The sequence below is a fragment of the Capsulimonas corticalis genome, assembly GCF_003574315.2.
Taxonomy (GTDB): Bacteria; Armatimonadota; Armatimonadia; order Armatimonadales; family Capsulimonadaceae; genus Capsulimonas; species Capsulimonas corticalis.
The window spans coordinates 6,136,747-6,160,592 of sequence record NZ_AP025739.1; the positions used below are offsets into that span (position 1 = coordinate 6,136,747).

The window sequence follows — 23,846 nt, forward strand, 5'->3', positions numbered from 1 at the left end:
ATGGACGCCGTGATTCCCGCCGGCGGCGAGATCGACGCCGCGTACCAGGATGCCGCCGGATCGCGCCACCGAGCCCTGGCGCCCATCGGTCGGAGCCAGACACCGGTGATGCAGATCGTCGTCGATGCGCTGCGCGGCAGCGGCGCCGTCGCGTCCATCATCGCGGTCGGGCATCCAGATTTACAGTCGAAAATCCAGGGCGTGGATCGGTGGATCGACGCCGCGCCCTCCGGCCCGGAAAACATTCTCGCCGGCTTAGCTCAGGCAAAAACGCCGATGGCGCTGGTGTGCACGTCCGACCTGCCGTTTCTTCAGGCGCAGAGCGTCGCGGCGTTCGCCGAGCGTATTCCCGCCGACGCGGACATCGCCCTGGGGCTGGTCGATGCGGATGAGTTCAATCGCGCTTACCATGACGCCCCGCCGTCGACGTTCGTCACTCTGCGCGGCATGGCGCCGGCGACCATCAGCGGGCTGTTCGCGACACGCCCAAAAACGCTGATTGACAACAGCGACCTGCTCCGCACGGCGTTTGAGTCGCGCAAGAGTCAGTGGCGATCGGCGCAGCTTTTGGGACCGCGTTTGACGTGGCGGTTTTTGACCCGATCGCTGGCGCTCGGCGCGGTGGTTCAGCGCGCCGAGGCGATCCTGGGATGCCGCGCCGCCGTCCTTGAGGGAAGCGCGCCGGATCTCGCATTCGATATTGACGCCGTTGAAGATTATCAATACGCCAAAACCAGAAAGTGACACGAAGAACGGCGCTATGATACACGCAGCCGCAAAGCCCTCTCGTCCCATGCTGGTGCGGATCGGCACCGGGATCGTCGGCGCCCTTTTGTACAGCATCATGATCTTCCTCGGCGACGGCCTGCCGTTCGCCGCGGGCGTCGCCGTCTTCGCCGTGCTTGGGGTGGACGAGTTTTACCGAGCCGTCCGGACTCAGGGCGCCGATCCCAACAAAGTTCTCGGATTCCTCGCCTGTATCGTATTTCAATACGCGGCCTGGACGCATGGGGGCGCGGCGTTTGCCTCGTACCTTCCCGCCGTCCTGATGCTGATGGTGATGGCGAACTTGATCACGGAGATGGTGAAGCGCCAGCCGCGCCCGATCATCAGTGTCGGATCGACGCTGCTGGGCGCCGTCTATGTCGGCTGGCTCTTTTCCTACCTCACGCTGCTGCGCAGCACCAACGCCAATATCCTGACGCCGCCGATCCACGGCACCACAACGGCCGAATGGCTGGTGGTGTTCGTGACCGCGACGACCTGGCTTTCCGACGCCGGCGCGCTCTTTGCGGGCCGGGCACTGGGCCGCAACAAACTAGCGCCGGAGATCAGCCCCGCCAAAACGGTGGAGGGCAGCATCGGCGGCTTGATCGCGTCGGGCCTGGGCGGCGTTGTCCTCAGCTTATGGCTGCATCTGCCGATGGGACACGCCATTATCCTGGGCGTCCTCTGCGGCTTCGCCGGGCAGATCGGCGACCTTTGCGAATCCCTGCTCAAGCGCGAGCTGAGCATCAAGGACTTCGGGCACTGGATTCCCGGCCACGGGGGGGTTCTGGACCGCATCGACAGCCTGCTCTTTTCGGCGCCGCTGGCGTTCTATTACATCCAGTTCTTCCTGATCAACAAGCATTAGAGAAATTCGCAAGCACTCGAGAAATCACCATGGCCTCAAGAACGCGTCTTCCGCTCCGCGCCGCTCTCCTGCCGGCTTTGGGCCTCTGCTCTGCTTTCACCTCGATCGCTGCACACGCGCAGGCGCCGCTGCGCTGCCTGATCGTCGGCGGCGGGCCGGACAAGCAGTACAACCAAGTCGCGATCGAGAGCAATGTGCGATACGTCCAGCGTCTCCTGCCGACCGGGACCAAGAAACGCGTGCTGTTCACCAACGGAAGCCTCACCGCCGCCAACGTCCAGTACGAAGACGAGCATCAGCACGAGCGCTACCGCGCCACGACCCTGAAATCGATCGACGGTCCGGCGCGCCTTGCAACCTTCCAAAAGACTTTCAGCGGCCTTTCCGCCGACGCCGGCGGCCCCTTCCTGCTCTACTTCACCGGGCATGGCAGTCCGGACGAAGACGGGACCTACACCAACAACGCCTATGACATGTGGGCCGACGACGTGCTCACGGTGGACTCGCTTTCCGACGCGCTCGACAACGCCGACGCATCCTCCCCAACGGTGCTCGTGATGGCGCAGTGCTTTTCCGGAGCGTTCGCCGATGTCGTCTTCCGAAGCGCCCACACCAAGGGCCCTTCGCTGCGTCCCAATTTCTGCGGTTTCTTCGCCAGCGTCTCCGTACGCCCCGCCGCCGGCTGCACACCCGAAGTCAACGAAGCCGACTATCACGACTTCACATCCTATTTCTTCGGCGCCCTCAGCGGCCACGACCGTCTCGGCCACGCCGTCACCGGCGCCGACTACGATCGCGACGGGCGAGTCGGCATGAACGAAGCCTTCGCCTACGCCCTGATTCACGACCCGTCCATCGACACCCCCGTGTCCACATCCGACGCCTTCGTGCGCCGCTACGTCAAGACACCCGAACCAATCGTCTTCCACACCGCCTACTCCGATGTCCTCAAATGGGCCTCTCCGCCGCAGGCCGCCGCCCTCGAAGCCCTCTCCAAGCAGCTCGGCCTGCACGGCGAGCTGCGCCTGCTGACCGCCTACCGCACCTTCAAACAGCGCACGACCGACACGCCCGACGCCGACGCCCCCGAAGACGAAGACGAGCTCACCGCCCGCTGGATCCGCATCGTCCGCCTCGCCAAAACCATCGTCCTCGCCCACACGCTCACCACCGGCCCCGACGAGGCCCTCAAAACCCAATACGCCGCTTTGCTCCAGGCTGAATCCGCCAATCCGATCGCTCCCAAAACTCCTTAACGACTCGTAATTATGGGATAAAATAAGATCGGCTTCGTAAGTCCAGGAGCTCACTCGCAGAGGGATATCGTTCGGGAGAATTGTGTCATGGCGAGAAAACCTTTCAGGACGCCGGAATCTGACGCCCTTCCCCCCGTTGACCTGTACGAGGCGATTGGCGGCTCGGCGAAATGCCGCGAGCTTTCCGCCGCGTTCTATGCCCGGGTCGACAACGATCCCACTCTGGCCCCTCTGTTTCCGGGAAAGACTCACAAGTGCGCCATCGAGGAGATGTCGGCGTTCCTGGCTCAGTTCCTGGGCGGCCCTTCGAAAGACGCGCAGCGCCGATGGTGGTTAAGCCTCCGTGAGTCCCATCTTCGGTTTTCGATCGGGCAGAAGGAGCGGAAAGTGTGGGTAGAAATGATGGCCAAAACCTTATCCGATATGGAGATGAGCCAGACCATGCGCAGCGCGTTGATGGAGCTTTTCGAGGAATCATCCGCATATCTTGTCAATACTGGCCCGGCAGTGGCCGCGACAACTTGCCAGCCGGAAACTTCGGACGTACACACGCAGATTCGACATCGATGGGAGCAGCAATGCGAGTTAGATAAAGCTGTGTTGGCGGTCCGCGAGGGCGACTTAAACCGCGTGACTGCTCTTATCGAGGGGCCGCTGCTGCCGTCGTGGCTCCAGCAGAGCCGCTCAGTGTTCACGCAGTTCGTAGGAGTTTTGATCGGAAGCGGCCATGACGTCATGGCGGAATACGCGCTGCAAACGTTGTGGGAGAATCCCGATCTGGCGCACGAACGCTACAGCGGACGCACCCTGCTGCACGCGGCGGCCGCCGCCGGGAATTTGCCGATGGTTGCGCACCTCCTAGACCTGGGCGTCGACGCCGACGTCCAGGACGAACGCGGTCATACACCGCTCCACAGCGCAGGAAACGAATGCGGCGGTTCCGGCGCTGTCGTGAGAGCGTTGGTTCATGGCGGCGCAAGCGTGGATGCCTGTGACGGGGTTAAACGCTGCACGGCGCTGCACATGGCGGCGAGGCGCGGTAATGTCGAGGTTGCCAAGGCGTTAGTGGAATTCGCCGCGAATATCGAAGCGCGGGACAGTCTTGGCGAAACGCCGCTTCGGCGCGCCGTCAATTGCGGGAAGACTGCTGTCGCGGCGTACCTGTTGGCGCGGGGAGCTGATCCGCTTTCCGTGGGAAGCAAGGGCCTCACTCCCCTCTCGGCCGCGCGCAGCGACCAAATGCGGCGCTTATTGCAAACCGGGATCAGGAAGTAAGATATCATAATCTCATATACCGATCCCCCTTTCCATCCTCTCAAGCCCTCCTACAGAGATTTTTGAGCATCTATTGAATAAGACGCGGTATTGTATTCTCGCGTCGGCGGCAATCGACGCGATTATTCTACTTGCCTGGGAAATCGTGTGAGGCGTCTTATGAAAGCATTGGTCAAGAGCAAATCGGAACGGGGTCTGTGGCTGGAAGATGTGCCGATGCCGAAGGTCGGTATCAATGATGTGCTGATCAAAGTCGATCGCACGGGCATCTGCGGCACGGATCTGCACATTTATCATTGGGACGCCTGGGCGCGAAAGACCGTGCCCGTCCCCCTGGTGACGGGGCATGAGTTTGTCGGCGAGATCGTCGAAGTCGGCTCCAATGTCAACGATTTCTTTCCCGGCGAAATTGTCAGCGGCGAGGGGCATGTCGTCTGCGGACGCTGCCGTAACTGTCTCGCGGGCCGGCGCCATCTCTGCAAGGACACGCAGGGCATCGGCGTCAACCGCCAGGGCGCGTTCGCGGAGTATATCTCCCTGCCGATGACCAACGTCTGGCACCACCGTCCCGGCGTCGATCTGGATCAGGCGTCGATCTTCGATCCCTTCGGCAACGCCGTCCACACGGCTCTTTCTTTTCCCATTCTCGGCGAAGATGTCCTGATCACCGGCGCGGGCCCGATCGGCGTGATGGCCGCCGCCGTTTGCCGCCATGCGGGAGCGCGCTTTGTGGTGGTCACCGATGTCAACGAGTATCGTCTGGATCTCGCCCGAAAGATGGGCGCGACGGTAGCGGTCAATGTGCGCGAGCAAAATCTGGCGGATGTCCAGCGCGAGTTGGGGATGACGGAAGGCTTCGATGTCGGCCTGGAGATGTCGGGCAACCCGGCCGCCATGCAGGATATGATCGGCAACATGTGCCACGGCGGCAAAATCGCCATCCTCGGCATTCCCTCCGGCTCCATCGATGTGGACTGGAACAAAGTCGTCTTCAATATGCTGACCCTGAAGGGCATCTATGGCCGCGAGATGTACGAGACCTGGTACATGATGACCGTGATGCTGCAAAACGGTCTGGATATTTCGCCGGTCATCACCCACCGATATCACTACACGGAGTACGAAAAGGGATTTGAAGTGATGGATTCGGGCCAGTCGGGCAAAGTCATTCTGAACTGGCGCGACGTCTGAAAGGAAACGCAATGTACGGAGCGGTAAAAGATCGGATCGCGCAGGAGATCGGCGCGATCCGTGAGGCGGGACTTTACAAAGACGAGCGCGTGCTGAGCACGCCGCAGGACGCTCATGTCCAGGTCGGGTCGGATGCCCCGGTGCTCAACATGTGCGCCAACAACTATCTCGGCCTCGCGGAGCATCCCACGGTGATCGCCGCCGCGCGCGAATCGCTGGACAAGTGGGGCTACGGCCTGGCCTCGGTGCGCTTTATTTGCGGCACTCAGCAAGTCCACAAGCAGCTTGAAGCCGAACTGAGCAGCTTCCTCGGGATGGAGGATACGATCCTCTACTCGTCGTGTTTCGACGCCAACGGCGGCCTCTTCGAAACGCTGCTCGGCGCCGAGGACGCCGTGATCTCCGACGAGCTCAACCACGCTTCCATTATCGACGGCGTGCGGCTCTGCAAGGCGCAGCGCTTCCGATACCGCAACAACAACATGGAAGACCTCGAAGCGAAGCTAAAGGAAGCGAGCGGCGCGCGCACTCGCCTGATCGCCACCGACGGCGTCTTCTCCATGGACGGCATCATCGCCGACCTTCCCGCGATCTGCGAGCTCGCCGAACGCTACGACGCCCTGGTGATGGTGGATGACTCCCACGCGGTCGGCTTCATGGGCAAGACGGGACGCGGGACGCACGAGCATCATGGCGTCATCGATAAGATCGACATCATCACCGGCACCCTCGGCAAGGCGCTGGGCGGCGCCAGCGGCGGCTACACCAGCGCCCGCCGCGAAATCGTCGAACTGCTGCGCCAGCGCTCGCGCCCTTACCTCTTCTCCAACTCCCTCGCGCCGGCGATCACCGCGGCGTCTCTCGCCGTTCTGGAGATGCTCACCCACTCCACAGAGCGACGCGATAAACTCGAAGAAAACACCAAGTTCTTCCGCCAGGGCATCACCGATCTGGGTTACACCGTCGTCCCCGGCGAGCACCCGATCGTGCCGATCATGCTCGGCGACGCCGCCCTCGCCGGCCGCGTCTCCGAAGCCATGCTGCGCAAAGGCGTCTACGTGGTCGGCTTCTCTTACCCCGTCGTCCCGCAGGGCAAAGCGCGCATCCGCACGCAGGTCTCCGCCGCGCACTCCCGCGAAGACCTGGAGTTCGCGATTGCCAAATTCGGCGAAGTAAAGTCGGAATTGGGGATTTGACGAGTTTACCGATGACTCAGACGAAGGAAATTTTCACCATGACATCCACAAAAACAACCGCCGCCTCGGTGCTGGCGCTCAGCCTGGCGGGAGCGGCGTTCACCGTCTCCCCTCTTTTTGCCGACACCCCGGCCTCGCCTTTGTTCTCGGCGAAGACCATCCAGGTGCATGAAGTCTATGCGCAAGTTTCGGGCGCGGACGCCACGCTCACGCCCGTGTTTACGTTTGATGTCAAAGTTGTGCGTCCCAGCAAGGTTAAGGTTCTGATGACGGTCAATCAGGATAAGACCGGCAAAGGAAAGCCGAACCAGTATATCGACGACGGCAAGGTGGAGCGCGAGTATAACTCCAATAAAAACACCTTCACGATTGTCGATGCAAAAACCGCAGGCGACTCGCACTCGCAGATTCGCGGGATGTCGATGGTGGATAAGTACCTCACCGCAAAGGGACAGCCGGAGGCGGGCTCCACTCGCACCATCTCCACGGAAACCGTCGGCGGTCAGGCCTATACGGTTGTTTCGGACAAGCAGCCGCCGCGCCAAAGCGGTCCCAACAAATTTTATGTGGTGACCAGCCAGCTTTGGATCAACAAGGCGACGCGGCTTCCCGTAAAGAACAGCTTTATGATGGAGACGGATGGCAAAATCCGCGAAACCGGCCGAATGACCTTCTCGAACTGGGTTCTCAACAAACCCATCCCAGCCACGCAGGTCGCCTGGATTCCGCCGGTGGGCGCCACGCTTGGTTCTGAGCCGAAGCTGCTGGCCGCTGGCGCCGTCGCTCCAGACTTCACGGTGCTGACCTCCGACGGCAAAACGACCCATCTGTCTGACTTCAAAGGGAAGGTCGTGGTGCTTGATTTGTGGGCGACCTGGTGCGGCCCCTGCCAGGCGTCGATGCCCCACCTGGACAGTGTCTACAAGGCGACCAAGGACCAAAACGTGCAGGTCCTCGCGGTTTGCGTCTGGGATAAAAAAGACGCCTACGAGAAGTGGCTGACCGAAAAGGGAACCACGTTCGCCTTCCCCACCTATTTCGACAGCGACAGCAACGACAAGAGCTTCGCCGCGACCAAGTACGGCGTCACCGGCATCCCAACGCAATACGTCATCGACAAAGACGGCACGATCGCCGCAAGCAACGTCGGCTACGGCGACGGCGACCACCGCCTGGAAGACGAACTGACCAAGCTCGGAATCACCTTGCCCAAGACAACCGCCAGCGCGGACGCGAAATAGTCCGTCGCACTCCCAAACGCCAGAGCCCCTTTGTACGTGTCTTATCACACTCACAAAGGGGCTTTGATTTTCTATACCTCAAGCGTGAGTGGCTCGGCTAAAACGCGAAGCTCCAGTGAGCCGCCAGGGATTTTGCCTCACTTTCCGTCACGGGGATAATTGCGCCGTGTTTTGGTGAGGCGAAGTTAGTCGCTTTCATAGCGCCGTTATTGAAATGACCAATATCCTTGAAGTGGACAAAGTCGGTCGTCTCACTGAATCCGAAATTGTGCGGCTCGATGCCGAAGATATCGTACATCAGCACATAGGTATCCGTGTCAAGGCGCCGCCAGACGTTGGGAGCTTCGCAGGGCGCATTCTCCGGATCGATCTTGGCCGGGTTGTAGACGTAGCCTTCGTTGATCTGATCCGATACCGCCTGCCTGAGGCCGCCCGGCGTTTCGTGGGCAACGTAGAACATGTGAAACTTATCGCCAACTTTGGTGATATCGGCATCGATAACGTTGACATTCTCGCGCGGGTACTTGAACAGCGGCCTGGGCGTGGTCTCCAGTTTGGTGAAATCGTCGTCTGCGTATGAGTAATAGAGCATGTTCGGCCCATTACCGAAACGGATAGTGAAGTAGACCATCAGCTTGCCGGTAGCTTCGTCATAAATCGTTTCCGGCGCCCAAGCGCACCCGATGTCGGCCATTTCGGGAAACGCCTGATCGACACGGAAGATGGCGTGTGACCAATGGATGAGGTCTGTTGACTTCATAAAAATCAGCGCACGGTTGTTTCCCCACTCGTACAGTTCGCCTGGCCGCTCCCATTCGGTGTCGCGCAAGCCCGCCTGCTGGGCGTAAATGTGGAGGTCAGTCATGGCCATGTAGAACGCCCCATCTGGTCCGCGCATGATGTGCGGGTCGCGGATTCCCTTCTGTTCGGCCAGATCGCGTCCGTTCATCACGGGCTTGGCGTCGTTGATGTCGGTGAACGAGTAGCCATCGTGACTGAGCGCGAAATACACGCTGTGTGTATCGTCTTTGAAATAGACAAACAGGTAGGCGCTCGGGTCCGCCGGAGTGGTTTGCAGCATAAAAGCATCCTTCAAGTAAAATATTACGTACGGCACAACGGGAATAAGAAGGAGAAGGTCGATCGGCCGACGTCGCCATCCGATGAGAGCCACCATCAATGACATGATCAAGTATTTGAGCTAGTCTCAATGTTATCACAGCGATATTCCGCTGTCAAGACAGTTCCGTGAATTTTCCAGTCTCTCGGACACGTGAATATCTCAGGATGCCCCGCGCATTCTCCGCGCGTATAAAGCTGTAAATACTTCAGCGCAATTTGAGTGGCCGGAGCCTTGACATTGCCCGGGCTTCGTGATAATATTCATGAAACCGGTTACACGGTAATAAAGAAGATGTTTGCCGGAATTGCGAGACTGGTCGCTCCATCCAGCGACAATCGGCGCTTTCCTTCTGTTCGGCGCGACTGCGGCGCGGGCCGATGCGATGCGCAGCATCCGGCTGCCGCACGGCTATAACGACATTTTGATGTCGTTTCGTTAGTTCCTTGTTGAATTTGAGTCAGTACTCCCCGATTATTCAGCATCGCCAGCAGATTTTATGAACGTCTAAACATCCGTGAACGGCGTTCCCCAGACTGAAATTTTGTGAAAGAGCACATCTTCCCATGCACATTGACAGATTCCTCGCTGTGAGAACCTCTTGTCTGACCTGCGGCGCGACGCTGCTGCTTGCGGTCGTCGGAATCATGACGCCGATTTTGTGTTCGGCAAAAACGACCAGGACCACGTATCGTTATACCGGCGATATCCACTTTGATATTGCAAAGATCCCCTTCAGCCGGTTTGGGTCGTATATGGCCTTCTCGGAACTGTCAGGGAGCCAAGAGTCTAGCTCCTTATCCAAACTCTATCTCAGGAATATGCGCGGAGGTCCTAGCGACGCCGAGCACCCCGCATTCAAAATCGAACTCCTCCGCGAGAAGAAGCCAATTTCGTTTAGCATCCTGGCTTCTCCAACTCTCCTCCATTTGACGGCCGAGGGCGGCGGCGTTGATATCTTCTTCTCGAAAACGAACCGCATCCGTTTTCGAGCAAATGGCGTTTCCGTAAGCTTTGTATCGGTCGGGCCGGAACATAGCGAAGCTCGTGAGAACGGACATTGGGAGTTGGAGTCCAACTCAGGAATCAGTGAGAAATATATGCTTTCGGCGTTGAATGGCGGCCTTAGCATCTCCCCGGCAACTCCGGATGCTCCTATGGCCGCAAATTTCACGCCAAGCTCGGGCTCCAATGGGATTGAAGGGATGATTGAGACTTACGACGACAAGACGGTTCCATCCCCTGTCCATGGCGGCTTTACGTCCGAGCAGAATGCTGTCAAGCAGGAGTATAGAAAATGGTTGAATCGAATGCCCCAGGTATCGCCGGAGTTCGGCGCGGGAGCGGAATTGGCCGCTTATGTGAACTGGGAAAGCGTTGTTGCGCCGAAGGGCTTTCTCGATCGACCGGCTATGCTCATGTCCAAAAACTGGATGGCCAGGGTTTGGGCTTGGGATCATTGTTTCAATGCGATGGCGCTCAGTTTCAGAGACCCGAACTTTGCATGGCAGCAGTTCATAATCCTCTTTGATAACCAATTGCCGTCCGGCGCGCTCCCCGACACGATCAGGGACGCAACTCAAGAAACCAAATACTCGAAGCCTCCAATCCATGGATGGGCGTTGAATTGGATGATGCAGCATGGCGGATATTCCGATAGAAAGCATCTGGCTGAAGTTTACGTGCCGCTCGAACGATGGACGAACTGGCGCCTTCAGGATGGCGATGGGAATCACGATGGTCTTCCCAAATACAATACAGGGCCGGACTCCGGATGGGATAACTCCACGGTTTTTCAATCGGGGGTTTCAATGGAGACGCCTGAATTAAGCGCCTATCTCGTTCTGCAAATGGATACATTGTCAAAGATCGCACATGACCTTGGCAAAGACAGCGAAGCAGCAGCATGGGCTAAGAGGTCGGATCAACTATTGCAGACGATGCTGACGAAGCTTTGGCGCGCCGATCATTTCGTCGCCATCCGGGCCGACAACGGAGCCGCCGTCGAATCGGAAAGCCTCGAACTGTATTTGCCCCTCGTGCTGGGCAAGAAACTCCCGATTCCTGTTCGAGAAAAGATGATTGAGGGTCTTATGCGACAAGGGCGCTTTAGAACAGATCATGGATTCTCCAGTGAAGCGCTCACGAGCAAATACTACGGGGCGGACAGCTACTGGTGCGGACCGATCTGGGCTCCGACCTCCATGCTGTTGGCGGAAGGCATGGACTCTATCGGTCAGAAAACCCTTGCGGAGAATCTGCGTCTGGATTTCTGCAAAATGGCGCAGCAGAATGGCGTATCGGAGAATTTCGATGCTCAGACCGGAAACGGTCTGCGCGATCCTGCTTACACCTGGACTTCGAGCGTGTATCTCATCTTTGCGCATCAACTGTGGGCTTCACGCTGACACTATGAATCAAAACCAACTCCCCTCATCGTAGTCATAGACAAATGAAAGGCGTCTGCGGATATCGCAGACGTCTTTCATTTTTTCTACGCGAGTGCTATCGTCTTAACGGTGGTCGATGAGGTCGCCCCAGATGGTTTGCAGGTAGTCGATCTGGCGCGTATGGCCGGACATGTGGTCGGCGGGAATGGTCATCCAGAAACGGAAGGGCATCTCTCCGAACGCCGTCGTGAGGTTTGTGTCCAGAGCCTCCGGCCCGGCGATCTCTAGTGACGCGATCACGTCGGCGACGGTGTCTTCGAGGAGTTTAACCACCGATTCGCGCGAATTGATGCCCGCAGGAACGACGCGCATTTGCTCAAAGGCTTCGGCCGGGTTCAATGAAAGCGGCCAGGGTTTGCCCTGAAACAGGGTGGCGAAGGCGGCGTTGGCGGCGGCGCAGTGCGCCGCGATCTGTATGGGCGTGCGGGCGGTCGGCGATGGCGACCAGTTCAGCTTCTCATCGGGAATAAAGGAGAACGTGGCCAGCAGCAAGTCTCGGGAACTCAATGTAACGCTCTTGGCGCCGTCAAGCGCTTCCCGCGCGGGCGATGCAATGGTCTCTAACATATCTTATTTCCTCTCGTGGTTTTTCGTATGGGATGATCTCACACCAATAACGGTGTTTGCGCGATGTGCTGCTCGATGTTCTTCATCTGCTCCGTCCAGCCGCCGTCATTCATGCGGAACGCTTCCTCGCGGCGACTGCTGGGAACGTTGTTGAAGCCGGATTCCGTCAGGCGCAGGAGCGCGCCGTTGGGGGCGGGCTCCAAAGTAAACTCGACAAGCGTGGGAGTTTCGGCGGAATAGTCCACGCTGGGATCGATGGCGTAGGGACGCCAGGTAAAGGAGAAGAGGCGCTCCGGCTCGATCTTCTGCACGACGGAGTTCCACTGGACATGCTCGTAGCCCGGATAGGTGATGTGACCGGTCGAAACCTTCCCCGGTTCGAACGGTCCGTCCAGCTTCACGCGAAACCACTCCCCAAATTCTTGATAGTCCGTCAGAGCGCGCCACACGCGGGACACGGGCGCTTTTAACTCAATCTGTTTCTCAATACGATCGCTCGACATCTGCTTTCCTCGCTTCCTTGTGGTAGGTCCGATCCAAACTGCTCATTAGCAACCTTCTTATTGCATATTACCCCGAAGCAAAACAAAAAAGCAACTCTAAAGTTGCTTTTTTGTTTGTAAAAACCGAAGCGAGTTTTGTATTATGCAATGAGCGACGGCAGCACGCCCGGCGTTTCCACGCTCGCGCGCAGATCGTCCACGACCTGGGGCAAATGCGCGATCAGTTCGTCGAGGGATTCGGACGTCCACTCTTCAAAATCGACAACCGTTGTCATCAGCTCTTCGTCGGGGCCGCGCCGGGACACAGAGTGCTCGACCGTCCAATCCGCGCCGTCGCATTCCACCTCGAAGCGCCATTCCGCGTCGGAGCCGTCCGTAAAGTTCGCGGACACTGAGGCGCTGAAGATGACGAGAGAGTGCTGCCGGTCCCCATCGCGCGACTTTCGCTCGAAGCTTCGGGGCGGTGAATCATAGAGGCGCGCCTCTTTGACGCTCGGGCGCTTGAGCAGCCAACTCAGCAATCCGCGCAGCTCCGCGCGGGCTTGCGAATAAGCGTGCAGGAATTGGAATACGGTCTTGGTTTCTGAGTCCATAGCTTACTTTCCGAAAATGAGAGGCGACAAGATGGAAGAAATCTCTTCTGGAGACATTCTACCTAACATCCCGCTTCAAGTGAGAGCGCGGACATTCAAAAGGCGTCTGCTGGAGCCAGCAGACGCCTTTCGCGCGTTATCATTCACGTCCCAACCATCAGTCTTCGACAAAAGACTTCAGCCGGAAGAGCGCCTGATCCCACTGCCGCGCCACCTGATCGAGATATTCTTTTACCTCCACCATTGGCTCCGGATTGAACTTGAATAGCGTCTCCCGGCCCGCCCGAACGCCATGCACGATCCCGGCGCTTTCCAGAACGCGCAGGTGCTTGGTGACGGCCTGCCGGGTGATATGGGAGCCCTCGGTCAGTCGTGAGATCGAATAGGGCTGACCGACACAGAGCTTCGCCACCAGCGCCAGACGCGTTTCATCGCCCAGCGCGGCGAAGATGGCGGCGCGGTTCGCGGGGTTGACGCCGGTGTTATGGTGATTTTGTAACATAGTTCTCGATATTCTCCAGCTGGGATGTCCAGCCGCCTTCGTCCATGCGGAACGCCTCCAGACGACGGCCGCTAGGAATATTCTCAAAACCGGACTCGATCAGCCGAAGAAGCGTGCCGGTTTCGGTCTCCTCCAGCAGAAATTCGACGAGCGTGGGCGTCTCCACGGAGTAATCGATGGCGGGATCGATAGCGCCGGGGTGCCAGGTGTAGGAGAAGAGGCGCTCGGGCTCCATCTCCTTGATTACGACGTTCCAGCGGACGTGCTCAAAGCCCGGATAAGTCATATGCCCGGTCGATATCTGCCCGGACACAAAGGGGCCGTCCACCTTCACGCGAAACCACTCGCCAAACTCCTGGTAATCCGTCAGCGCGCGCCACACGCGCGCGATGGGCGCTTTCACTTCAATCTGCTTCTCGATACGGTCCTGGGACATGGAATTTCACTCCGCCTTTCACAAAAACGCAACTTGATAATTGCATATTAGCATATCGTGATGGAAAACGCAACCCACGGACCGCCCTGATGCGACGTAAGAATGCGCCTGCGGAAGTCCGCAGGCGCCGGCGATACCCTCACTCTACGCTCTGGAGTTGCCCTTCACCAGCGCCATGAATTCCTGGCGCGTGGCGCGGTCGTCGCGGAAGAGGCCCATGACGTGCGAAGTGACCATGGTGGACGCTTGCTTTTGAACGCCGCGCATGAGCATGCACATATGCGCGCCTTCGATCACGACGGCGACGCCGCGCGGGCTGAGGGCGGTCTCGATGGCTTCGGCGATCTCAGTGGTCAGGCGCTCCTGAACTTGCAGGCGGCGCGAGAACATATCGACGAGGCGCGGAATTTTGCTCAGGCCCACGATCTTGCCGTCGGGAATATACGCGACGTGGACCTTGCCGTAGAACGGCAGCATGTGGTGTTCGCACATCGAGTAGAACTCGATATCCTTCACGACCACCATGTCGTCGTAATCTTCATGGAAGATCGCGCCGTTCAGCAGCGTCTCCACATCCTGCTTGTAGCCGCTGGTCAAAAACTTGAGCGCTTCGGCGACGCGGTGCGGCGTGCGCAGCAGTCCCTCGCGATCCGGATCTTCGCCGACGAAGGTCAGGATATCGCGATATTTGTCTTCCAGTTCTTCCTGGCTGACATTTTTCTTCGAGCCGCCGCCTGTGGGGCGCTGATCGCGTGAAGGTCGAATTTCCAAATCCTCGATGTTCTCCTCATCGGTCGTGGGTAAAAATGACATGATTCACTCTTCTTCTAAGGCTCTTCGCCGTAATACTTAAATACGTTGCGCGGCGTTTCACGGACGAGCACCCGGTACAGTCTGGCCGGACCGAGCGGCGCGTTCGCAAGGCGATTCGCCAATTTCTCCCAAATCACTTTGGTGACGTTCTCGGATGTCGGATTGAGGCCGGAAAACTCAGGAACGTCGTAATTGAGATGCTTGTGATCGAACGGCCGCAGCACCTCCTCTTCGACGATTTGGTCGAGCAGCGCCATCGGCGCGATCTCGCCCGTACGGGAGTCTGGCTCGCCGGACAGCGTCACCTCGATCTCGTAATTGTGCCCATGCCCGTTTTCCCAGTTGCACTTGCCGAAGATCTCGGCGTTCTCTTCCTCGGAGAGCTTCTGGGAGTGCAGGCGGTGCGAAGCGGAAAAATCATACATGCGTGTCGCGGTCAGCAATGGTTCGTCCTTTCTCCTCGATACGGACGACAGCATCGCCCATCGCTCATCGGATTCCCAGAGGGTCACGCGCACCAGTCGTCCCTGCGGCGGGATTTTCCCGGTGCAGCGCTCCCAAATGAATCGCGTCAGATTTTCGGGCGTCGCGGGAGTATCCCGCAGCGCGGGAACATCGTGATCGAGAATTTTGCCGTCCAGCCACGAAACAATCTCCGCCTTCATGACGGCGTCGATATCACGGATATTGACCACCATCCCCGAATCGGGATCGATCTCGCCGGCCACGGCCAGCTCGCACGAATAATCGTGACCTCCGGCCCGGCCGGTCAGGCTTCCCGTATCTCCCGCCGAAAACCGCGCGCGGCGACAGAGCGCAATGGTCATAGCGAATATACCTTCAATCGAGAGAGCTAAGCCGCAAACAAAATGCCTGTCTCACCAGGTAAACAGGGCAGTCATAGGAAATAGTTCCCAACATCATATTCCCCTTGACTCAAAAACGACAAACGACGCGGCTGATATCAGCCACGTCGTTATCATTTCGATGTGCGGGAAGTTTCATCCAGCAGAGGCGGTGTCGATCAATCGTTTCCGCTACGCATATAGAACGGAGTGTAAGCCTCCATGGCATGGGCCGGACGCTGCGAAGAAGCTCCAGGGCCGGGGTCGTGAACAATTGTCGCTGTTTCGCTCGCGGATCCACGCGATGGATCAATCGTTCCTGCCTGACGCGATGGATCCACCGTTCCCATCTGATTGTTAGGGCGCGTCAAATGCACGGACCGGGCGCTGGAAGGCAGCGCAAAGGCGACAGTGTGCATGTAATCCACTTTGGAGCGAACTCCAGAGAGAATGTCGTTGGCATGTGATGACGCGCTCGCGACCCGAGTCGTATCGTCAGGAGTCGGCGCAATCGGAGCGGGCGGCGTGGGCGCGTCGTTTATTGGCGCGGCGGTCGTGTCATGCGACGGCGTGTCTCGATTGGCGATCTGCGTATCGTCCGGATGCTTGTTCACCGCAGACGGCGGCTTATGCAGCGGATTGTGCGGCGCCTGCGCGACGTGCGTATTACCCCCCGTGGGAATGACGAACGCCTTCGGCGCCTTGGAATGGATGTGGACTTCGGGCAGCGCTGCGAGGAGCTGCTTCGATGTCAGAGGCGTCACCATATTGGAATGCTTGGCGTTATCGCCAGCCTCAGGACGCGCGCCATTTCCAACGGCTCCCTCATGCGGGACATCGGACGGAAGGCGAGTGGCGACATTCGCGTTCTTTTTCGGAGGAACGATGACAGTGGGCGTCGGGTTCGGCTTCACTGACGCCGATGGGGTGACGTTCGGCGTCGTCTCAAGCGGCTGAGAGGCGACTTTCGGCCCGTCCTTCACGGCCACCGGACGATTGCCGGATGGGTGGAGCGTGATTTGCGCCACGACCATCGCGCCGATCAAGATCGTGAATGCGGCGGCGAAGGCCGGGCGGTAGACAAGCGGCGTGCGCGCGGGCCGCGCCTGCTTGCCCGTCTCCAGGTCGGCGATGGCGCTGCGAATCCGCAGGCTCATATCCGGGGGCGGGAGGGCGGGTTCGCGGTGCGCAAGCACCGCGTTCGTCGCCTGCATCCAGGCCAGAGCTTTGCGGCAATCTTCGCACTCCAACAAGTGCGCTTCCACGCGGGCGGATTCCGCGGGAGCGGTCATTTTGTCGGAATACAGCGAGAGCAGCGGCTGAATGTCGTGACATCCAGAGCCGGGATCGACAGGCTTTCGATGGGTTACTTGGGAAAACCAGGCGGAAAAATTCATCTCGTCGCTAGGCCTTTCGCTTGCGCGGTGTTTCTCATATGGGCTAGACAGCGCGTTTATGAAAATGTTTCATGATTTCTCGGCAGGATTTCTCTGGAGATTCCGCCAATTGAAAGGGCATCATGCCAGACAACAAAGACGATTCATTCCTCGGTGGAGGAATTAAATTTAATAGCGCGGGCGCCGGAGCCCCCACGGACATCGAACCGGTCGCGGAAGTCACGCCGCAAGGTATTCAGCCACACCAGATCAAGGCCGCGATCATCGTCGCCGTGGTGGCGGTGCTGCTCGTCGCCCTCTTCGTCATCAGCATCGTGGGGCTTGGCGGCACGGAGCCGACCCAGCGCCATCATTCCGGCGCGCCCACCCTGCAAAAACCGGAGCAGAACGACAAGACGTTCTAGCGGCGCAGCGAAATGGCATTCAATTTGCAGGGATGTCGTTACGCCATCATCTGGCCGACTGCACTTCCCAATCGATCGCCGCCCTTCCCCGAAGCGCGCGGCGATCCCCCCGCAAGGAGAATTTCGTTTCTATGCCGGAGCTAAAGCGCCCCGAAATTACGTTTGGCACGGACGGCTGGCGCGGTATTATTGCCGAGGACTTTACCGGCGCGAGCGTCCGGCTCGTCGCTCAGGCCGTAGTCAACTTCCTGAAGCGCGCCGATACGCCGGGCGCTCCCACGATCTATGTCGGCTACGACAACCGCTCCCAATCTGAGTACTTCGCCGCGGAAGCCGCCAAGGTCGCGGCGGCGTCCGGCCTGCGCACCATCCTGTCCAGCGCCGCCTGCTCCTCCCCCGCCGTTTCCTATAACAGCTACGCCGGCGACGCGCGCGGCGCGATCATGATCACGGCCTCGCACAACCCGCCCCAATTCAACGGTCTCAAGATCAAGATGGGCTACGGCGGATCCGCGCTGCCGAGCATGGTCACCCAGATCGAGCAGGAACTCAGCGCGCTGCTGGACGCCGGCGTGTACGCCGTGGATGTCCCCGCGAGCGCCATGGATCTAGTGCATAAGACCGATCTGCGGCCCGCTTACTTCGATGGCCTGAGAAAAGTCGTGGATCTGGACGCCATTGGCGCTTCGGGATACAAAATCGTCGTCGACTCCATGCACGGAAGCGGAGCCGGATATCTTCCGAGCATCCTTCAGCAGACCAATGCTCAGATCACCGAAATCCGAGGCGACCGCAACCCGGTGTTCGGCGGCGTGAATCCGGAGCCGATCCCGCAAAACCTCGGAGCGCTGCGCGACGCGGTGCTGGCCGCGAAGGCGGATGTGGGCGTCGCAATAGACGGCGATGCGGACCGCGTCGGCGCCATGGACTCGCACGGGAACTTCGTCGATAGCCACCGTATCTTCGCCATTGCCCTGCGCCATCTTTATGAGAATAAGGGTCTGCGCGGAAGCGTGGTCAAAACCGTCTCCACTACCCGTCTGATCGATAAACTGTGCGCGAAATACGGCCTGGAGCTGCGCGTCGTCCCAATCGGCTTCAAGAATATCTGCGAGTGGATGCTGAAGGAGCAAGTCCTGATCGGCGGCGAAGAGTCCGGCGGCATCGGCGTTCTGGGACATATTCCCGAGCGCGACGGTCCCTTGATGTCCTTGATCCTGCTCGAATCGATGGCCGTGCGCCATCAGCGCCTCGAAGAACAGATCGATGAGCTGATGGCTGAGTTCGGCCCGCACGAATACAACCGCGTGGACCTGCATCCCAACCCGGCGCGCATGCCCGCGATCATTCGCACGCTGAAAGAAGACAACCCCACGGAAATTGCCGGCCAGCAGGTCGCGTCGATCGATCGCACCGACGGAACCAAGTTCGACTTCGCCGACGGCTCCTGGCTTCTCCTGCGCGCCTCCGGCACCGAGCCGGTCGTCCGCGTCTACTCGGAATCGTCCTCCCAGGAAAATGTCGCTCGCCTGATCGAAGGCGGCGTCCAAATCGTCGAGAACGCCTGACGCTCATGGACGCCTCCGAGCCTCGCCCCACCCCGCTCCGGCCAGCCGACTGGCCGGAGCATCTTCCCGCAAGTTTCTACACCGGCCTCGAAGAGATCAACACCCGCCAGTACTATCAGTGCCACGAAACCCTCGAAGCTCTCTGGCTGGCCGACAAAGGCTCCGTGCGGCAGCTCTATCAGGGCGTGCTGCAAATCGCCGTCGGCTGCTTCCACTTACTGGAGCGCCAAAACTGGCGCGGCGCCGTGAACAAACTCGACGCTGGCGCACGGCGGCTGGAGGCGACGGGAGTACAAGATATCCGGGAAGATGGTCATAGGATCTACGGCGTGGAGTGGCTCGATTTTCTAGAAGCGTCCGACCGCCTGCAAGCGCATTTACGAGATTTGGGAGAGTCCCGCGTCGGCGACGCCGATTTGACGCTGCTTCCGCTGGTCCATTATACGATCCGTTAGCTCGGGAAGGCGCCTCCAGCACATCATCCTGCCTCTGGGTATAATAGTTACGGGGAGCAATGAAATACAATGACGACCGCCGATGAGAGCCAGGGCGAGGATCAGGGACCCGACACCACCGACCAGACGATTGAAATCACCGACCGGCAGTTTGAGCGGATCGCCCGTGCGCTGGCCGAGCCGCGACGTATACAAATCCTTCAGGAGCTCGGCGCCTGCAGCGATCCTACCCCATGCAGCGTCATTCAGCTCTCGCACAAGATCAGCGCTCCGACCCTTTCGCATCACATGAAGGAGCTGGAAACGGCCGGTCTCATCCAGATCGTCCGCGAAGGCAAATTCGCCAACCTCATTCTCCAGCGCGATGTCCTGCGCGCCTACCTCGATCGCCTCTCAAAAATTTAGTCAAATAATATTTTGCCGCCCTGGGAACTCATCGTTGCGGGCAACAGTTAGATGCATGTGAAAGTGTCTAACGATATCGAACAGGAGATTTCCAATGAGTGATTTGACAGGTAAAGTGGCGGTCGTGACGGGAGCGTCCAAGGGCATCGGCGCGGGGATCGCGAAGGGATTGGCGGCTGCGGGCGCGGCGGTCGTCGTGAATTACTCGTCCAGTCGGGAAGGCGCGGATCGCGTCGTCTCAGAGATCGTCGGCGCGGGCGGCAAGGCGATCGCGGTTCAGGGCGATGTCTCAAAGGCCGCCGATGTCAAACAACTGTTCAAAGCAACGAAAGACGCCTTTGGCGGATTGGACGTACTGGTGAATAACGCGGGCATTTATCAGTTTGCCCCGCTCGAAGCAGTCACGGAAGACGAGTTCCACCGAGAGTTCAACACGAACGTCCTTGGACTGATCCTTGCGACCCAGGAAGCGGAGAAATACTTTAGCCCCGCCGGCGGCAGCGTCATCAACATCGGCTCGGTCGCCAGCCGGATCAGCCCACCGAACACGGTCGTCTACACCGCGACCAAGGGCGCCGTGGACGCCATCACCGGCGTGCTTTCCAAAGAACTCGCCCCCAAGAAAATTCGCGTCAACTCCATTAACCCGGGCGGCGTAGAGACGGAAGGCACGCACACCGCCGGCGTCATCGGCAGCGAATTCGAGAAGCAAATGGTGGCTCAGACCCCACTGGGACGAATGGGCCAGCCAGAAGACATCGCCCCCATCGCCGTCTTCCTCGCCTCCGACGCTTCCGGATGGCTGACCGGAGAAATCCTCCTGGCCGGCGGCGGCATGAAATAAAACTCAAACGCCCCTCCGCCGAAATCACGGCGGAGGGGCGTTCGTCATTTTCTTAAAGCGACAGGGACAGCGCTTTCATTCGCTTCCATTCGGAGAATAGGCGGTTCAAAAAACCGAAAGCCATAAAAAGATGTGCCAGAGCTAACCAGTACTTATGAGTGATCAGGTCATCTACAAAAACAGCAACTGTCGATGTGCTTGCAATTAGCCAGGCAAAGAGCAAATATCTGCCCGCCGCCACATTTCCAGCTTTAGCTTTGCCATTCAGGCCACAAAACCACACGCAATATGCAATAAACACGAAGGGTATGGAGAGAACAAGGAGTAGCCCTAATATGCCTACAAAAATTGACATCTCTTCCTGCCTTCGCTGACTGAACGCTAGCAATATTTTACACCATTTCCGCGCTCCGAGCGCAACGCGCGACGCAGAATCAATGGATCACCCTCATGCTAACATTTTGAGACTATAAGCGCGGGCGGATGCTCTGGGTATAATGTCCCCATGTCTCGTAACCATTCCCAATCCGCCGCCCTCTACGCCGAGGCGGTGCAGTATATCCCCGGCGGCGTCAACTCTCCCGTGCGCGCCTTCAAGAGCGTCGGCGGCGATCCGCTTTTTATGGAGCGCGGCGCCGGCAGCCGGATCTTTGATGTGGACGGAAACGGCTATATCGATTATGTGATGTCGTGGGGACCGCTGATCTTCGGCCATGCGGCGCCGCGTATTCTGGAAGCGATTACCGACGCCGCGTCGCGCGGGACATCGTTTGGGGCGAGCACGGCGGCGGAGGTGACGCTGGCGAAGAAGATTGTCGCGGCTGTTCCCAGTATTGAGAAGGTTCGGCTGGTCAGTTCGGGCACGGAAGCGGTGATGAGCGCGGTGCGGGTGGCGCGAGGCTTTACGAAGCGCGATCTGATTATTAAGTTCGAGGGAAACTATCACGGCCACTCGGATGGGTTCCTGGCGAAGTCGGGATCGGGGCTGGCGACATTCGGCCTGCCGGATTCGGCGGGCGTGCCAGCGAATTTGACGCGTGATACGATCACCCTGCCCTACAACGACATCGCGGCGTTTCGTGAGGCGTTCGCGGCGCACAAGGGCGAAGTGGCGTGCGTGATGCTGGAGCCGATCGCGGGGAATATGGGCATCGTGCCGCCGGTCGCGGGATTTCTGGAAACGCTGCGGGAGCTGACGGCGGCGGACGGGGCGCTCTTACTATTCGATGAGGTGATCACGGGATTTCGCGTATCGGTCGGCGGGGCGCAGCAGATGCTGGGCGTAACGCCGGACCTGACGACGCTGGGCAAGATCATCGGAGGCGGCCTGCCGCTGGCGGCGTACGGGGGGCGCGCGGATATTATGGATGTGGTGTCGCCGGTCGGTCCGGTCTATCAGGCGGGCACGCTCTCCGGGAACCCGCTGGCGGTGGCGGCGGGCCTGGAGCAGCTGACGATCCTGGAAGAAGGCGGGCCGGAGATGTACGATGATCTCACGCGCAAGATCGGCCGCCTCGCGACCGCCACGCAGACCGCCGCCGACCGCGTGGGCGTTCCCATCCAGATCAATCGCATCGGTTCGATGATGACGACATTCTTCACCGAAACGCCCGTCACGGATTACACGACGGCGAAGACCTCCGACGCCGCGCGCTACGCCAAGCTCTTCCGTTCGCTGCTGGAGCAGGGGATATACTTCGCCCCTTCGCAGTTCGAGGCGGCGTTCGTGAGCACGGCGCACACCGACGAAGACCTGGACGCCACCATCGCGGCGGTAGACAAGGCCTTCGATGGGCTGGTTTGACGTCCCGCGTATCGACGAGCCCGAAGAGATCGACGATCCCACGCAGCCATTTGACGAAATCGCGACGTCCATGGGCGATGTCGCCCGATCCAACCGATGGTTCGGCGGGACACACGCCATCGTCAGCCAAGCCGCGCGCTTGCTGCGCGATGTCCCATCCAGAACCGAGATCCGCGTATTGGACATCGCCACCGGCAGCGGCGATATTCCCCATGCGCTGATCGCGTGGGGACGGCGGCGCGGCCTGCGCATCACCGCCGTCGGCGTGGACAACATGCCCGCCATGCTGCGACTCGCGCAGGCGTCCGCTCCCGATGTCCGCCTTGTGCAGGCCGATGCCCTGCATCTCCCCTTCCCGCCCCGATCCTTCGACATCGCGATCTGCGCCCTCGCCTTTCACCATCTCGGCTTCGACGCGTCCGCGCGACTCCTGCGCTCCATGGATGCGCTTACCACACGCGGCTTCATTGTGACGGATCTGCGCCGGGACAAGCTCTCCCTGATCGGCGTGGACGCCGCGCTGGCGATCATGCGGTCCCATCCCTTCACGCGCCACGACGGCCCCGCCAGCGTCCGCCGCGCATTTACGCCGCGCGAATACTGCAAGATGGTCGCCGTCAGCGGCGTGCATGGGGTCCGCGTGTCGTCCCACCTTTACTACCGGATGGCGCTCGTACAAAACAAGAGTGAGGGCCGTCGGAGATGGGTATAAGCACTCATATCGTGTACGAACCAATGAGGCGTTTCCGCCTCGGATACTCGCCCATATCCATTTCGGACTCTTCCGCCTGATGGCGGCCTTTTTCAAGGCCGCCTTCCCGTCCTCGGCTCAATCGACACCATATGCACACTGAAAACACCGTCTATATCCAAGGTCCCAAAGAGCGGATCTTCGAGCTCGCCTGCGCCACGCAAAATTGGCCCGCCATTCTGCCGCACTACCGCCGCGTGGAGATATTGGAACAATCCGAGGACGGGCTTCGTAAAGTGGTAGAGATGGCTGCCGTTCGCGAAGGATTTCTCAGCCCAGGCGTGCGCTTTCCCGTACAATGGCGCAGCGTGCAGATCTGCGAGCCGGAGAAGGGCCGAATATTCTTCAAGCATATCGGAGGGATCGCGACGGGAATGTGGGTCGTCTGGACATTGGAGGACGATCCATGGGGGCGCGGAGTCCGCGTCACCATCGCCCATGATCTGACCTATCCGCTGGATATTCTGAACGGATGGTTCGCGCGCGATCTGGTTGGCGACGGCTTTGTCCACGCGATCGCCGGACGGACGCTCCAAACCATCAAACAGATCGTCGAACAAGAAACCCGCGCGCAGGCGCCGGTCTAGACAGGAA

Annotated in this window: 27 protein-coding genes; 17 read left to right on the forward strand and 10 right to left on the reverse strand. The window is 59.4% G+C overall.

The window, feature by feature from the left end; all coding sequences use genetic code 11:
• The 7 genes from mobA to D5261_RS26325 all read left to right on the forward strand — a co-directional run bounded on the left by mobA (position 1) and on the right by D5261_RS26325 (position 7,795).
• Positions 1-744 carry a molybdenum cofactor guanylyltransferase gene (gene mobA, locus D5261_RS26295; RefSeq protein ID WP_119319180.1) on the forward strand — a complete coding sequence of 248 codons (744 nt, stop codon included), beginning with the start codon at positions 1-3 and terminating at the stop codon, positions 742-744.
• 16 nt (positions 745-760) lie between these two features.
• A complete protein-coding gene (locus tag D5261_RS26300) occupies positions 761-1,636 on the forward strand; it encodes a phosphatidate cytidylyltransferase (protein ID WP_119319179.1) in 876 nt (291 codons plus the stop codon).
• Between the two features lie 29 nt (positions 1,637-1,665).
• Entirely contained in the window at positions 1,666-2,892 is a 1,227-nt protein-coding gene (locus tag D5261_RS26305; protein ID WP_119319178.1) for a caspase family protein, read from the forward strand.
• Between the two features lie 87 nt (positions 2,893-2,979).
• Positions 2,980-4,167 carry an ankyrin repeat domain-containing protein gene (locus D5261_RS26310; RefSeq protein ID WP_119319177.1) on the forward strand — a complete coding sequence of 396 codons (1,188 nt, stop codon included), beginning with the start codon at positions 2,980-2,982 and terminating at the stop codon, positions 4,165-4,167.
• Positions 4,168-4,326: 159 nt separating this feature from the next.
• Entirely contained in the window at positions 4,327-5,358 is a 1,032-nt protein-coding gene (gene tdh / locus D5261_RS26315; protein WP_119319176.1) for an L-threonine 3-dehydrogenase, read from the forward strand.
• 11 nt (positions 5,359-5,369) lie between these two features.
• Positions 5,370-6,554, forward strand: a complete 1,185-nt coding sequence (locus D5261_RS26320) for a glycine C-acetyltransferase (RefSeq protein ID WP_119319175.1) — start codon at positions 5,370-5,372, stop codon at positions 6,552-6,554.
• A 38-nt stretch (positions 6,555-6,592) separates the two neighbouring features.
• The gene (locus D5261_RS26325; RefSeq protein ID WP_165863878.1) at positions 6,593-7,795 is read left to right on the forward strand and encodes a TlpA family protein disulfide reductase; all 1,203 of its coding nucleotides are present in this window, start codon (positions 6,593-6,595) and stop codon (positions 7,793-7,795) included.
• A 97-nt stretch (positions 7,796-7,892) separates the two neighbouring features.
• Here the strand turns inward: D5261_RS26325 and D5261_RS26330 are convergent, their stop codons facing one another.
• Positions 7,893-8,876: a glycoside hydrolase family 43 protein gene (locus tag D5261_RS26330; protein WP_125205765.1), complete on the reverse strand. Its 984-nt coding sequence runs from the start codon at positions 8,874-8,876 to the stop codon at positions 7,893-7,895.
• Between the two features lie 337 nt (positions 8,877-9,213).
• Between D5261_RS26330 and D5261_RS26335 the strand changes: the two genes are divergently transcribed.
• A complete protein-coding gene (locus D5261_RS26335; RefSeq protein ID WP_165863877.1) occupies positions 9,214-9,357 on the forward strand; it encodes a hypothetical protein in 144 nt (47 codons plus the stop codon).
• Between the two features lie 124 nt (positions 9,358-9,481).
• Positions 9,482-11,323 carry an amylo-alpha-1,6-glucosidase gene (locus D5261_RS26340; protein WP_119319172.1) on the forward strand — a complete coding sequence of 614 codons (1,842 nt, stop codon included), beginning with the start codon at positions 9,482-9,484 and terminating at the stop codon, positions 11,321-11,323.
• 105 nt (positions 11,324-11,428) lie between these two features.
• Here the strand turns inward: D5261_RS26340 and D5261_RS26345 are convergent, their stop codons facing one another.
• The 8 genes from D5261_RS26345 to D5261_RS26380 form a co-directional block, all read right to left on the reverse strand.
• The gene (locus D5261_RS26345; protein ID WP_119319171.1) at positions 11,429-11,932 is read right to left on the reverse strand and encodes a DinB family protein; all 504 of its coding nucleotides are present in this window, start codon (positions 11,930-11,932) and stop codon (positions 11,429-11,431) included.
• Positions 11,933-11,970: 38 nt separating this feature from the next.
• Complete coding sequence (locus D5261_RS26350; protein WP_119319170.1) at positions 11,971-12,435, reverse strand: SRPBCC family protein; 465 nt, start codon at positions 12,433-12,435, stop codon at positions 11,971-11,973.
• A gap of 140 nt (positions 12,436-12,575) precedes the next feature.
• On the reverse strand, positions 12,576-13,028 hold the full coding sequence (locus D5261_RS26355) for a hypothetical protein (RefSeq protein ID WP_119319169.1): 453 nt from the start codon (positions 13,026-13,028) through the stop codon (positions 12,576-12,578).
• A 157-nt stretch (positions 13,029-13,185) separates the two neighbouring features.
• The gene (locus D5261_RS26360; RefSeq protein ID WP_119319168.1) at positions 13,186-13,530 is read right to left on the reverse strand and encodes an ArsR/SmtB family transcription factor; all 345 of its coding nucleotides are present in this window, start codon (positions 13,528-13,530) and stop codon (positions 13,186-13,188) included.
• Positions 13,511-13,966 (reverse strand): SRPBCC family protein, encoded by a 456-nt coding sequence (locus D5261_RS26365; RefSeq protein ID WP_119319167.1) that lies wholly within the window; start codon positions 13,964-13,966, stop codon positions 13,511-13,513. The genes D5261_RS26360 and D5261_RS26365 overlap by 20 nt, the downstream gene beginning before the upstream one ends.
• A gap of 144 nt (positions 13,967-14,110) precedes the next feature.
• Positions 14,111-14,779: a GTP cyclohydrolase I FolE gene (gene folE / locus D5261_RS26370; RefSeq protein WP_119319166.1), complete on the reverse strand. Its 669-nt coding sequence runs from the start codon at positions 14,777-14,779 to the stop codon at positions 14,111-14,113.
• A 14-nt stretch (positions 14,780-14,793) separates the two neighbouring features.
• Entirely contained in the window at positions 14,794-15,606 is an 813-nt protein-coding gene (locus D5261_RS26375) for a 6-carboxytetrahydropterin synthase (RefSeq protein WP_119319165.1), read from the reverse strand.
• Positions 15,607-15,803: 197 nt separating this feature from the next.
• Positions 15,804-17,021 carry an anti-sigma factor family protein gene (locus D5261_RS26380; RefSeq protein ID WP_119319164.1) on the reverse strand — a complete coding sequence of 406 codons (1,218 nt, stop codon included), beginning with the start codon at positions 17,019-17,021 and terminating at the stop codon, positions 15,804-15,806.
• Between the two features lie 122 nt (positions 17,022-17,143).
• On the opposite strand from D5261_RS26380, the gene D5261_RS26385 reads away from it, so the two are divergent.
• From D5261_RS26385 to D5261_RS26405, 5 genes are all read left to right on the forward strand, one after another.
• Positions 17,144-17,425, forward strand: a complete 282-nt coding sequence (locus D5261_RS26385; protein WP_119319163.1) for a hypothetical protein — start codon at positions 17,144-17,146, stop codon at positions 17,423-17,425.
• Between the two features lie 131 nt (positions 17,426-17,556).
• Entirely contained in the window at positions 17,557-18,993 is a 1,437-nt protein-coding gene (locus tag D5261_RS26390) for a phosphoglucomutase/phosphomannomutase family protein (RefSeq protein ID WP_119319162.1), read from the forward strand.
• A 5-nt stretch (positions 18,994-18,998) separates the two neighbouring features.
• A complete protein-coding gene (locus tag D5261_RS26395; protein WP_119319161.1) occupies positions 18,999-19,448 on the forward strand; it encodes a DUF309 domain-containing protein in 450 nt (149 codons plus the stop codon).
• Between the two features lie 69 nt (positions 19,449-19,517).
• Positions 19,518-19,853 (forward strand): ArsR/SmtB family transcription factor, encoded by a 336-nt coding sequence (locus tag D5261_RS26400; protein WP_119319160.1) that lies wholly within the window; start codon positions 19,518-19,520, stop codon positions 19,851-19,853.
• A 94-nt stretch (positions 19,854-19,947) separates the two neighbouring features.
• Positions 19,948-20,697: an SDR family NAD(P)-dependent oxidoreductase gene (locus D5261_RS26405; RefSeq protein ID WP_119319159.1), complete on the forward strand. Its 750-nt coding sequence runs from the start codon at positions 19,948-19,950 to the stop codon at positions 20,695-20,697.
• Between the two features lie 52 nt (positions 20,698-20,749).
• Here the strand turns inward: D5261_RS26405 and D5261_RS26410 are convergent, their stop codons facing one another.
• Complete coding sequence (locus D5261_RS26410) at positions 20,750-21,052, reverse strand: hypothetical protein (protein WP_125205764.1); 303 nt, start codon at positions 21,050-21,052, stop codon at positions 20,750-20,752.
• Between the two features lie 150 nt (positions 21,053-21,202).
• Between D5261_RS26410 and hemL the strand changes: the two genes are divergently transcribed.
• The 3 genes from hemL to D5261_RS26425 all read left to right on the forward strand — a co-directional run bounded on the left by hemL (position 21,203) and on the right by D5261_RS26425 (position 23,839).
• Positions 21,203-22,501 carry a glutamate-1-semialdehyde 2,1-aminomutase gene (gene hemL, locus D5261_RS26415; protein WP_119319157.1) on the forward strand — a complete coding sequence of 433 codons (1,299 nt, stop codon included), beginning with the start codon at positions 21,203-21,205 and terminating at the stop codon, positions 22,499-22,501.
• Positions 22,488-23,213 (forward strand): methyltransferase domain-containing protein, encoded by a 726-nt coding sequence (locus D5261_RS26420; RefSeq protein ID WP_119319156.1) that lies wholly within the window; start codon positions 22,488-22,490, stop codon positions 23,211-23,213. The genes hemL and D5261_RS26420 overlap by 14 nt, the downstream gene beginning before the upstream one ends.
• Before the next feature lie 131 nt (positions 23,214-23,344).
• The gene (locus tag D5261_RS26425; protein ID WP_119319155.1) at positions 23,345-23,839 is read left to right on the forward strand and encodes an SRPBCC family protein; all 495 of its coding nucleotides are present in this window, start codon (positions 23,345-23,347) and stop codon (positions 23,837-23,839) included.
• Positions 23,840-23,846: the final 7 nt, after the last annotated feature.